The 12,750-nt window shown below is 43.7% G+C and carries 7 protein-coding genes; all 7 read left to right on the top strand.

Going from position 1 to position 12,750, the window contains the following annotated elements; translation table 11 throughout:
- Nucleotides 1-67: 67 nt before the first annotated feature.
- On the top strand, nt 68-430 hold the full coding sequence (gene rplL, locus MTN97_RS09395; RefSeq protein WP_016710549.1) for a 50S ribosomal protein L7/L12: 363 nt from the start codon (nt 68-70) through the stop codon (nt 428-430).
- Nucleotides 431-699: 269 nt separating this feature from the next.
- Complete coding sequence (gene rpoB, locus MTN97_RS09390; RefSeq protein WP_138626639.1) at nt 700-4,725, top strand: DNA-directed RNA polymerase subunit beta; 4,026 nt, start codon at nt 700-702, stop codon at nt 4,723-4,725.
- A gap of 104 nt (nt 4,726-4,829) precedes the next feature.
- Entirely contained in the window at nt 4,830-9,002 is a 4,173-nt protein-coding gene (gene rpoC / locus MTN97_RS09385) for a DNA-directed RNA polymerase subunit beta' (protein ID WP_036981021.1), read from the top strand.
- Nucleotides 9,003-9,196: 194 nt separating this feature from the next.
- Nucleotides 9,197-9,571: a 30S ribosomal protein S12 gene (gene rpsL / locus MTN97_RS09380; protein ID WP_002958885.1), complete on the top strand. Its 375-nt coding sequence runs from the start codon at nt 9,197-9,199 to the stop codon at nt 9,569-9,571.
- Between the two features lie 97 nt (nt 9,572-9,668).
- Nucleotides 9,669-10,139: a 30S ribosomal protein S7 gene (gene rpsG / locus MTN97_RS09375; protein WP_010392135.1), complete on the top strand. Its 471-nt coding sequence runs from the start codon at nt 9,669-9,671 to the stop codon at nt 10,137-10,139.
- Between the two features lie 27 nt (nt 10,140-10,166).
- Entirely contained in the window at nt 10,167-12,281 is a 2,115-nt protein-coding gene (gene fusA, locus MTN97_RS09370; RefSeq protein WP_248474258.1) for an elongation factor G, read from the top strand.
- A 62-nt stretch (nt 12,282-12,343) separates the two neighbouring features.
- Nucleotides 12,344-12,750 (top strand): GTP-binding protein (locus tag MTN97_RS09365; RefSeq protein WP_248474257.1); only part of this gene is annotated, 407 nt, incomplete at its 3' end.

The following is a 12,750-nucleotide window of genomic DNA, read 5'->3' as shown; positions in this document are numbered from 1 at the left end:
CTGCTTAATCCCTTTCGGTGTAAATTTATTTGGACCTTAGAGTCCGTTAATTATTAGGAAATTTGTAATGTCTGTAACTAAAGACCAAATCCTTGACGCAATTGCTGAAATGTCAGTAATGGACGTTGTTGCTCTAGTTGAAGCAATGGAAGAAAAATTCGGCGTAACTGCTGCAGCTGCTATGGTAGCAGGTCCTGCTGCTGAAGCTGCTGAAGAGAAAACAGAATTTGACGTAATCCTTACTGGCGCTGGCGCTAATAAAGTTGCGGCAATCAAAGCTGTTCGTGGCGCAACTGGTCTTGGCTTAAAAGAAGCTAAAGCACTTGTTGAAGCTGCTCCAACTCCAGTTAAAGAAGGTGTTTCTAAGGAAGAAGCTGAAGCTCTTGCTAAAGAACTTACTGAAGCTGGTGCTGAAGTTGAGGTTAAGTAATCTAGCTTTTGCTAGGTTCGCTGCCTGAGAAATCAGGCAAGGGCTGGTGATTATTTAATCACCGGCCTTTTTGCGCTATAGAGCGACTATTCTTATAGCGCAAATAAAATCTGATTTATTCTTTAATTTCAACGCTTTATAGTTTGCTAGTGTTGAGATGGGATTAAGTTGGAACAACAGTTAAATGTTGTACATCTTGGCATAGATGCCAGTTAAGTCTGTTCTTACAAGAACAGGTCGGGTCAAAGATCAGCAAGCTGAGGAACCCCATGGCTTACTCTTATTCTGAAAAGAAACGTATCCGTAAGGATTTTGGTAAACGTCCACAAGTTTTGGATATACCTTTCTTACTGTCGACGCAGTTAGAATCGTTTAAAAAATTCTTAGTCCCGGACGCTGATGGCGATCATGGTTTGGAAGCTGCCTTCCGTTCTGTGTTCCCAATTAAAAGCTACTCGGGAAATTCTGAGCTTCAATACGTAAGTTATCGTATTGGTGAGCCAGTATTCGATGTAAAAGAATGTCAAATTCGCGGTGTGACTTATTCTGCTCCACTTCGCGTGAAACTGCGTCTTGTAGTAATGGACAAAGAAGCTCCAGGCACAGTTAAAGACATTAAAGAGCAAGAAGTTTACATGGGCGAAATTCCGCTCATGACCGATACCGGTACTTTTGTAATCAATGGTACAGAGCGTGTTATCGTTTCTCAGCTACACCGTAGCCCTGGTGTATTCTTTGATAACGACCGCGGTAAAACTCACTCGTCAGGTAAAGTGCTTTATAACGCACGCGTAATTCCTTACCGTGGTTCATGGTTAGACTTCGAATTTGATGCAAAAGATAACTTATATGTACGTATTGACCGTCGTCGTAAATTACCGGCGTCTATCATCTTACGTGCACTTGAGTATACGAGTGAAGAAATCCTAGATATCTTCTTCGATACTACTGCGTTTGAAATTGCTGACGGTAAAGTTCTTATGGAACTTGTGCCTTCACGTTTACGTGGTGAAACTGCCGCTTTTGATATCAAGAGCGAAGACGGTGAAGTCCTTGTTGAAAGCGGTCGTCGTGTTACGGCTCGCCACATCAAGAGCATCGAGAAAAAAGGCATTAATCAATTAGAAGTACCACATGAGTACATCATTGGCCGTGTATTAGCGAAGAACTATGTTGATGAGTCAACAGGTGAAATCATCGCGACTGCAAATGACGAGCTAACGCTTGAAATGATGGCTGAATTGGTTAAAGCAGGTCACACTACTATTGATACATTATATATCAATGAAGTAGACAGCGGCGCTTACATGTCAAATACATTAAACATTGACTCGTCAAGCAACCGTTTAGAAGCACTAGTAGAAATTTATCGCATGATGCGCCCAGGCGAGCCACCGACGAAAGACGCGGCTGAAGCCTTATTTGAGAACTTATTCTTCTCAGAAGAACGCTATGACTTATCAACAGTAGGTCGTATGAAGTTCAATAGCCGTGTTGGTTACGATTCAGACACAGGCCCTGGCACATTAAGCAAAGAAGACATCGTAGCGGTTATGAAAGTATTGATTGCTATTCGTAACGGTGTTGGCGATGTTGATGATATCGACCACTTAGGCAACCGTCGTATACGTAGTGTTGGCGAAATGGCTGAGAACCAATTCCGTGTAGGTTTAGTACGTGTAGAACGTGCTGTACGTGAGCGCTTAAGCTTAGGTGACCTAGACGCTGTAATGCCACAAGATCTTATTAACGCTAAGCCTATTTCGGCAGCAGTTAAAGAGTTCTTCGGCTCGTCTCAGTTATCACAGTTTATGGACCAAAATAACCCGCTATCAGAAGTAACGCACAAGCGTCGTATTTCTGCATTAGGTCCGGGCGGTCTAACTCGTGAGCGCGCTGGCTTTGAAGTACGTGACGTTCACGTAACTCACTACGGTCGTGTATGTCCAATCGAGACTCCTGAGGGTCCAAACATCGGTCTAATTAACTCATTGTCTACGTATGCACGTACCAATGACTACGGTTTCTTAGAAACACCTTACCGCAAAGTGGTAGACGGTGTAGTAACTGATGAAGTTGATTACCTATCAGCCATTGAAGAAGGTCAGTTTGTTATCGCACAGGCGAACTCAAACTTAACTGAAACCAATGAGTTTGTAGATGAACTTATTCCATGTCGTCACAAAGGTGAATCAACCTTTATGGGTCGTATGGACCAGCAATATATGGATGTATCACCACAACAGGTGATCTCTGTAGCGGCAGCACTTATCCCGTTCCTAGAACACGATGATGCTAACCGTGCATTGATGGGTTCAAACATGCAACGTCAAGCAGTACCAACATTGAAAGCGGACAAACCGTTAGTAGGTACAGGTATTGAGTTAACACTAGCAAAAGATTCTGGTGTAACGATTGTTGCTAAACGTGGTGGTGAAGTAATGTATGCCGACGCAAGTCGCATCGTTGTTAATGTACATGAAGAAGAGCGCATCCCTGGTGAAGCGGGCATCGACATCTACAACTTAACCAAGTACACACGTTCTAACCAAAATACATGTATTAACCAAAAGCCGACTTGTATGGTTGGTGAACCGGTTACTCGTGGCGATGTGTTAGCAGATGGTCCTTCGACTGACTTAGGTGACTTAGCCCTTGGTCAAAACCTTCGCGTGGCATTCATGCCATGGAACGGTTACAACTTCGAGGATTCAATCTTACTATCAGAGCGCGTAGTTGAAGAAGATCGTCTAACGACTATCCACATTCAAGAACTACAGTGTATCGCCCGTGATACTAAATTAGGCTCAGAAGAGATCACAGCAGATATCCCGAACGTGGGTGAATCTGCACTAGGCAAGCTTGATGAATCAGGCGTTGTATATATTGGTGCTGAAGTTAAAGGCGGCGATATCCTAGTAGGTAAAGTGACTCCGAAAGGCGAAACGCAATTAACACCAGAAGAGAAGCTACTACGTGCTATCTTCGGTGAAAAAGCGTCTGACGTTAAAGACAGCTCTTTACGTGTACCTAACTCTGTAACTGGTACTGTAATCGACGTACAAGTTTTCACCCGTGATGGTGTTGAAAAAGATAAGCGTGCGTTAGAAGTTGAAGACATGCAGCTTCGCGAAGCGAAGAAAGACTTCAACGAAGAGTTCCGTATTCTAGAAGCTGGTGTTTTAGAGCGTGCTCGCAAGTTACTTGTGGCAGCTGGCTTCGATGAAGACAACTTAACGTCACTGAATGCTGAAAAGTTACTAACTCAAAGCCTTGCTGAAGAAGACAAGCAAGCTGAACTTGAGCAACTAGCTGCACAGTACGATGAGCTTAAAGCTGAATACGATAAGAAGTTTGAAAACAAACGTCGTAAAATTACCCAAGGTGATGACTTAGCACCAGGTGTACTTAAAATTGTTAAAGTATACTTAGCTGTTAAACGTCGTATCCAACCGGGTGATAAAATGGCGGGTCGTCACGGTAACAAAGGTGTTATCTCGACTATCGTACCAGTAGAAGATATGCCATACGATGACAAAGGTCGTACGGTAGATATCGTACTAAATCCACTAGGTGTACCATCGCGAATGAACATCGGTCAGATCCTTGAAACACATATGGGTCTAGCTGCACGCGGTATTGGTGAGCGCTTAGAAGAAATGATGAAAGAGCAACGCGAGCTTCATGAGCTACGTGAATTCATCAAACAAGCTTATGAGATCGGTGAATCTCGTCAGGTTGTGGATATCGCTAGTTTCTCTGATGACGAAATTCGTCGTTTAGCTGAAAACTTGAAAGGTGGTTTACCGATTGCTACTCCTGCATTTGATGGCGCGAAAGAAGACGAAATCAAAGACATGCTAGAGCTAGGCGGCTACCCTAGAAGTGGTCAGGTTACACTTTATGATGGCCGTACTGGCGATCAGTTTGAACGTCAAGTAACTGTAGGTTACATGTACATGCTTAAACTTAACCACTTGGTTGATGATAAGATGCACGCGCGTTCTACTGGTTCTTACAGCCTTGTTACTCAGCAGCCGCTGGGTGGTAAAGCACAGTTCGGTGGCCAGCGTTTTGGTGAGATGGAAGTATGGGCACTTGAAGCTTACGGTGCTGCTTACACGCTACAAGAAATGCTAACAGTGAAATCGGATGACGTGAACGGTCGTACTAAGATGTATAAAAACATCGTTGATGGTAACCATAAAATGGAACCAGGTATGCCAGAATCGTTCAACGTATTGTTGAAAGAAATCCGCTCACTGGGTATCAACATCGAGTTGGAAGAAAATTAAGCCAATTAGTTGCTGCAGTGAACGCTGCAGCATCTGTTATGGCTGAATAGAATGTAGGGACGAGAACATCCGTCCTCAAGATTAACTCCGACAGGAGAGCTAAGGTGAAAGACTTACTTAAGTTTCTGAAGCAACAAAATAAGACCGAAGAATTCGATGCAATTCGCATTGGTCTTGCTTCACCAGACATGGTTCGTTCATGGTCATACGGTGAAGTAAAGAAACCTGAGACTATTAACTACCGTACTTTCAAGCCTGAGCGCGATGGCTTATTCTGTGCCCGTATTTTCGGCCCAGTGAAAGATTATGAGTGTTTATGTGGTAAATATAAACGCCTTAAACACCGTGGTGTGATCTGTGAAAAGTGTGGCGTTGAAGTAACACTCACTAAAGTGCGTCGTGACCGTATGGGTCATATAGAACTGGCAAGTCCAGTTGCGCATATATGGTTTTTAAAATCATTACCGTCACGTATCGGCTTAATGCTTGATATGACGCTTCGTGATATTGAACGTGTTCTTTACTTCGAATCATTCGTAGTAACTGAGCCTGGTATGACAACGCTTGAGCGTGGTCAGCTATTAGGTGAAGAAGAATACCTAGATGCACTTGAAGAGCATGGTGATGAGTTTGAAGCGAAGATGGGTGCTGAAGCAGTATTAGACTTGCTTCGTGAACTCGATCTTGCTCAATTAATTGCAGAGATGCGTGAAGAGTTACCAACAATTAACTCTGAAACTAAGCGTAAAAAGATCACTAAACGTCTTAAATTAATGGAATCGTTCCACCAATCAGGTAATAACCCTGAGTGGATGATCATGACAGTACTTCCAGTATTGCCACCTGACTTACGTCCATTAGTACCACTAGACGGTGGCCGCTTTGCGACATCTGATCTAAATGACCTTTACCGTCGTGTTATTAACCGTAATAACCGTCTTAAGCGTCTACTAGATTTAGCTGCACCAGATATTATCGTACGCAACGAAAAACGTATGTTACAAGAAGCGGTTGATGCGCTACTTGATAACGGTCGTCGTGGTCGTGCAATTACAGGTTCTAACAAACGTCCACTTAAATCGCTTGCTGATATGATCAAAGGTAAGCAAGGTCGTTTCCGTCAGAACTTACTTGGTAAGCGTGTAGATTACTCTGGCCGTTCTGTAATCACGGTTGGTCCTACACTTAAGCTTCATCAGTGTGGTCTTCCTAAGAAGATGGCATTAGAGCTTTTCAAACCATTCATCTATGGCAAATTAGAACGTCGCGGCATGGCTACGACAATCAAAGCAGCTAAAAAGATGGTTGAGCGTGAAGTAGCGGAAGTATGGGATGTACTAGATGAAGTAATTCGTGAACATCCAGTATTACTTAACCGTGCACCAACACTTCACCGTTTGGGTATCCAAGCGTTTGAACCTGTGCTTATCGAAGGTAAAGCAATTCATTTGCATCCATTAGTATGTGCGGCTTACAACGCCGACTTCGATGGTGACCAAATGGCGGTACACGTACCGCTAACAATTGAAGCGCAGCTAGAAGCTCGTGCGTTAATGATGTCTACAAACAACATCTTATCGCCTGCTAATGGTGAGCCAATCATCGTTCCTTCACAGGACGTTGTATTAGGTCTTTATTACATGACGCGTGACCGCATTAACGCCAAAGGCGAAGGCACCGTATTTAAAGATCCTAAAGAAGCAGAAAAAGCATACCGTAGTGGTAATGCCGACCTTCACGCAAAAGTGAAAGTACGTATTAGCCAATCAGTGGCGAATGAAGATGGTGTTGTAGAAGATACAATTACTATCATTGATACTACAGTGGGTCGTGCAATTCTGTCTCTTATTTTACCTAAAGGTATGCCGTTTGAGTCAATCAACCAAGCCCTAGGTAAAAAGCAGATTTCTAGCTTATTAAATGAGTGTTACCGTCGTCTTGGTTTAAAAGACACAGTAGTTTTTGCTGACCAAGTTATGTACACCGGTTTCCATTACGCAATGAAGTCAGGTGTTTCAATTGGTATAGATGACTTAGTTATCCCACCAGTGAAAGCATCAATCATTGAAGCAGCAGAAGCTGAAGTAACTGAAATCAACCAACAGTTCCAATCAGGTCTTGTTACGGCTGGTGAAAAGTACAACAAAGTTATCGATATCTGGTCACGTGTAAATGAAAACCTATCACGTGAAATGATGGCTAACTTGTCAAAAGACACCGTAGTGAATGCGCAAGGTGAAGAAGAAGAGCAACCGTCATTTAACTCAGTGTTTATGATGGCCGACTCAGGTGCTCGTGGTAGTGCCGCTCAGATCCGTCAGCTAGCAGGTATGCGTGGTCTAATGGCACGTCCAGATGGTTCAATCATCGAGACGCCAATCACGGCTAACTTCCGTGAAGGTCTAAACGTACTTCAGTACTTCATCTCAACGCACGGTGCGCGTAAAGGTCTTGCCGATACTGCACTGAAAACAGCAAACTCGGGTTACCTAACGCGTCGTCTAGTAGACGTTGCACAAGATTTGGTAATCAACGAAGACGATTGTGGCACAGAAGATGGCTTAACAATGAAACCGCTAATTGAAGGTGGTGACGTTGTAGAAGCACTTCGCGAACGTGTACTAGGTCGTGTTGTTGCTGAAGATGTTGTAATACCAGGTACTAATACAGTACTTGTTGAACGTAATATCATGCTTGACGAAAAACTGTGTGACCTTTTAGAAGAGCACTCAGTAGATGAAGTGCGTGTACGTTCAGTTATCACCTGTGATAACGACTTTGGTGTATGTGCTAAGTGTTATGGTCGTGACCTTGCACGTGGTCATATCATCAACGCGGGTGAATCAGTAGGTGTTATCGCAGCTCAATCAATCGGTGAGCCGGGTACACAGCTTACGATGCGTACTTTCCACATCGGTGGTGCGGCATCAAGAGCGTCTGCTGAGAATAATGTACAAGTTAAAACAAACGGTACATTAAAACTTCACAACGCTAAATATGTATTAAATACAGACGGTAAGATTGTTATTACCTCTCGTTCTACCGAGATCACTATCATTGATAGCTATGGTCGTGAGAAAGAGCGTTATAAAGTACCTTACGGTGCGGTATTAACAGTGCATGACAATGCAGAAGTTCAAGGTAACGACATCGTTGCTACTTGGGACCCGCATAGTCACCCAATCGTTCTTGAGCATAAATCAAAAGTATCGTTCAGCGATATCGATGATTCAAACACTGAAGCGCAGACTGACGAACTAACGGGTTTAACTCGTGTAGTTGTTAAAGATCTTGCTAAAGCGAATGCGAAAGAGCCAAAGCTTATCATTGAAAGTGATGAGCGTGGATTGCAAGAAACGCGTCTTCCTTCATTCACTACGATTGAAGTAACAGACGGCGCGACTGCAAACCCAGGTGACGTATTAGCACGTATTCCGCAAGAAGGTTCGAAAACTCGTGATATCACGGGTGGTCTACCACGCGTAGCCGACTTATTTGAAGCACGTAAACCAAAAGATCCTGCAATCCTTGCAGAAATCACCGGTACTATTAGCTTCGGTAAAGAGACTAAAGGTAAGAAACGTTTAGTTATTACACCAGCTGAAGGCGATCATTACGAAGAAATGATTCCTAAGTGGCGTCAGCTTAACGTGTTTGAAGGTGAACAAGTGTCTAAAGGTGAAGTTATCGCCGATGGTCCAGAATCACCGCATGACATCTTACGCCTTCGTGGTGTGACTCATGTTGCTAATTACATTGTTAACGAAGTGCAAGAGGTTTATCGTTTGCAGGGCGTTAAGATCAATGATAAGCACATTGAAACTATTATTCGTCAAATGCTACGTAAATGTATCATTCTAGACGGTGGTGATACTGAGTTCTTAGCCGGTGAGCAAATTGAAGTGGCACGCGTTAATATCGCAAACCGCGACCTTGAAGCTCAAGGTAAGATCCCAGCTAAGTTTGAAATCCAGTTAATGGGTATCACAAAAGCATCACTAGCGACAGAATCTTTCATCTCAGCAGCCTCGTTCCAGGAGACAACTCGTGTCCTAACAGAAGCCGCTGTAAATGGTAAGAGCGATGAACTACGCGGTCTGAAAGAAAACGTAATTGTGGGTCGATTGATCCCAGCCGGTACCGGTTTTGCGTATCATCAAGAGCGTATGGCTCGTCGTAAGCAAAAAGACGTTGTTGAAGAGCAAACGGTAAGTGCGGAAGAGGCAACTCAAGCACTCACTGATGCTTTAAACGCGGATTTATCTGGAAATCAATAAACCGAATCTAATCAATAGATTAGAGTTTCATAAGGCAGTTATCTACTGCCTTGTGAGCGGTTTAGGTTGACAGGTCAATCTTTGCTCATTAAAATTCCGCCACCCATTTACTTGCACGTTTAAAACATGCTGGTAAAACAAGGGCGGATTTTTTATTTTTTTCAGTAGTAATTTTAATTTCAGGAGCTATTTAAATGGCAACTATTAACCAGCTAGTGCGTAAGCCACGTCGTAGCAAGGTTACTAAAAGTAACTCAGCTGCGCTTAAAGCGTGTCCGCAAAAGCGTGGTGTATGTACTCGCGTATATACAACTACACCTAAGAAACCAAACTCGGCGTTACGTAAAGTAGCTCGTGTACGTTTAACTAACGGTTTCGAAGTAACTTCATACATCGGTGGTGAAGGTCATAACCTTCAAGAGCACAGTGTAATCCTAATCCGTGGTGGTCGTGTTAAAGATTTACCAGGTGTGCGTTTTCACACTGTACGTGGTGCACTTGACTGTGCAGGCGTTAGCGACCGTCGTCAAGCTCGTTCTAAATACGGTGCAAAACGCCCTAAAGGCTAATTGTTTTCCGTTAGTAAGGCCAAGCACTAAATATTATTAATTATTGTTTTGGGTGATTGACTCGAAAGAGCAAACCTGAATAAACCGGAGATACAAAATGCCTAGAAGACGCGTAATAGGTCAACGTAAAATTCTTCCAGATCCTAAGTTCGGATCGGAGCTTCTTGCTAAGTTCGTTAACATCGTAATGTTAGACGGCAAGAAATCTACTGCTGAAAAAATCGTTTATGGTGCGCTAGACGTGGCTGCTGAGAAATCAGGCAAGTCGCACCTAGAAATCTTTGAAACTGCACTTGATAATATCCGTCCACAGGTAGAGGTTAAATCTCGCCGTGTTGGTGGTTCAACTTATCAAGTACCAGTTGAAGTACGTCCAGTACGTCGCAACGCATTAGGTATGCGTTGGTTAGTAGACGCTGCACGTAAGCGTGGCGAAAAATCTATGGGCTTACGTTTAGCTCAAGAAATCGTTGACGCTGCTGACAACAAAGGCACTGCGGTTAAGAAACGTGAAGACGTTCACCGTATGGCTGAAGCGAATAAAGCATTCGCTCATTACCGTTGGTAATCTGTCCTTAACCTTTAAGAGGATTTTATGGCACGTACAACTCCACTTGAGCGTTACCGCAATATCGGTATTTGTGCTCACGTAGATGCAGGCAAAACCACCACAACAGAACGTGTTCTGTTCTACACAGGTCTTTCTCATAAGATCGGTGAAGTACATGATGGCGCCGCAACTATGGATTGGATGGAGCAGGAACAAGAGCGTGGTATCACAATCACTTCTGCTGCAACAACGTGTTTCTGGAAAGGGATGGACGCGCAATTTGACAACCATCGCATCAATATCATTGATACCCCAGGACACGTAGATTTCACTATCGAAGTAGAGCGTTCTTTACGTGTACTAGATGGTGCGGTAGTTGTTCTTTGTGCTTCATCGGGTGTACAGCCGCAAACTGAGACAGTTTGGCGTCAAGCGAACAAATACGAAGTTCCGAGAATGATCTTCGTAAATAAAATGGATCGCACAGGCGCTGACTTCTTAACGGTTGTCGGCCAGGTGAAATCTCGTCTTGGAGCAACGCCTGTTCCAGTCCAGTTGCCAATTGGCGCTGAAGACGACTTTAAAGGTGTTATTGACCTTATTAAAATGAAAGCTATTAACTGGAATGATGAAGACCAGGGTATGACTTTCTCTTATGAGGCAATACCGGCAGAACTTCAGGATTTAGCTGAAGAATGGCGCTCTCATTTAGTTGAAAGCGCTGCTGAAGCCTCTGAAGAATTAATGGATAAATACTTAGAAGGTGAAGAGTTAAGCGAAGCAGAAATTAAAAATGCTTTGCGTCAACGCACATTAGCGAACGAAATTGTTCCCATGACCTGTGGTAGTGCATTTAAAAACAAAGGCGTTCAAGCTGTGCTTGATTGCGTTGTTGAATATATGCCATCACCAACACAAGTGAAACAAATCCAAGGTATCCTCGAAGATGGTACCGAGGAAGAGCGTCCTGCTGATGATAAAGCGCCGTTTGCTGCACTTGCTTTTAAGATTGCAACAGACCCGTTTGTTGGCACCTTGACCTTTTTCCGTGTTTACTCTGGTACTGTTAAGCAGGGTGACGCGGTATATAACCCAGTAAAAAGTAAGCGTGAGCGTCTTGGTCGTATCGTTCAGATGCATTCAAACTCACGTGAAGAGATCAAAGAAGTCTACGCAGGCGACATCGCGGCGGCTATTGGTCTCAAAGACGTAACAACAGGCGAGACACTGTGTGATCCGAATTCTATTATTACGCTAGAGCGTATGGAGTTCCCAGAACCAGTTATCTCTGTTGCGGTTGAGCCTCGCACAATCGCTGACCAGGATAAAATGGGTATCGCGCTAGGTAAACTAGCGGCAGAAGATCCATCTTTCCGCGTACAAACTGACGAAGAATCAGGCCAGACGATTATCTCTGGCATGGGTGAACTTCACCTTGATATCATTGTCGACCGTATGAAACGTGAATTCAGTGTTGAATGTAACGTTGGTAAGCCGCAGGTTGCATACCGAGAAGCTATTCGTTCAACTGTTGAAGTTGAAGGGAAGTTTATACGTCAATCAGGTGGTCGTGGTCAATATGGTCACGTCTGGCTTAAACTTGAACCGATGGATATTTCGGATGATGAAGCCCCGATTTACGAGTTCGTTAACGAAACCGTAGGTGGGTCAGTTCCGAAAGAATACATCCCTGCGGTAGACAAAGGTATCCAAGAGCAAATGGCTCAAGGTGTACTGGCAGGCTACCCATTACTTGGCGTGAAAGCGACTTTATATGATGGTTCATTCCATGATGTAGATTCGAATGAAATGGCATTTAAAATAGCAGGTTCACTCGCTATGAAGCAAGGTGCGCTAGATGCAAACCCTGCTTTATTAGAGCCAGTAATGAAGGTTGAAGTACTCACTCCTGAAGCAAACATGGGTGATGTAGTTGGCGACCTAAACCGTCGTCGCGGCATGATCGAAGGCATGGAAGATGCACTTGGTGGACTTAAGCAAATTAATGCTCATGTTCCGTTATCTGAAATGTTTGGTTATGCGACTGCTTTACGATCTGCAACACAGGGCCGTGCCTCATACTCTATGGAGTTTTTGAAGTACGCTGAAGCCTCTAAGCAGGTTGCAGATACAATAATTTCAGCTCGCGCTGTTATATGATTTTAGCTTGTCTGGCTCAATACTGAGTCAGGCTTTAATTTCTTTATTAGGAATTTTTTAAGATGGCAAAAGAAAAGTTTGAACGCGTAAAACCGCACGTAAACGTTGGTACAATTGGCCACGTTGACCACGGTAAAACTACACTAACTGCAGCAATCACTAACGTACTTGCAAAAGTATACGGCGGTGTTGCTAAAGATTTCGCATCAATCGATAACGCTCCAGAAGAGCGCGAGCGTGGTATCACAATCTCAACTTCTCACGTTGAGTACGATACACCAACTCGTCACTACGCACACGTAGACTGTCCTGGTCACGCTGATTACGTTAAAAACATGATCACTGGTGCTGCTCAAATGGATGGCGCTATCTTAGTAGTTGCTGCGACTGATGGTCCTATGCCACAAACTCGTGAGCACATCCTACTTTCTCGCCAAGTTGGCGTTCCTTACATCGTTGTGTTCATGAA

The sequence above is a fragment of the Pseudoalteromonas sp. 2CM36K genome, from assembly GCF_023161865.1.
Taxonomy (GTDB): domain Bacteria; phylum Pseudomonadota; class Gammaproteobacteria; order Enterobacterales; family Alteromonadaceae; genus Pseudoalteromonas; species Pseudoalteromonas tetraodonis.
The sequence above is the reverse complement of the archived record's forward strand: the minus strand, read 5'-3'. Positions and strand labels throughout refer to the sequence as shown.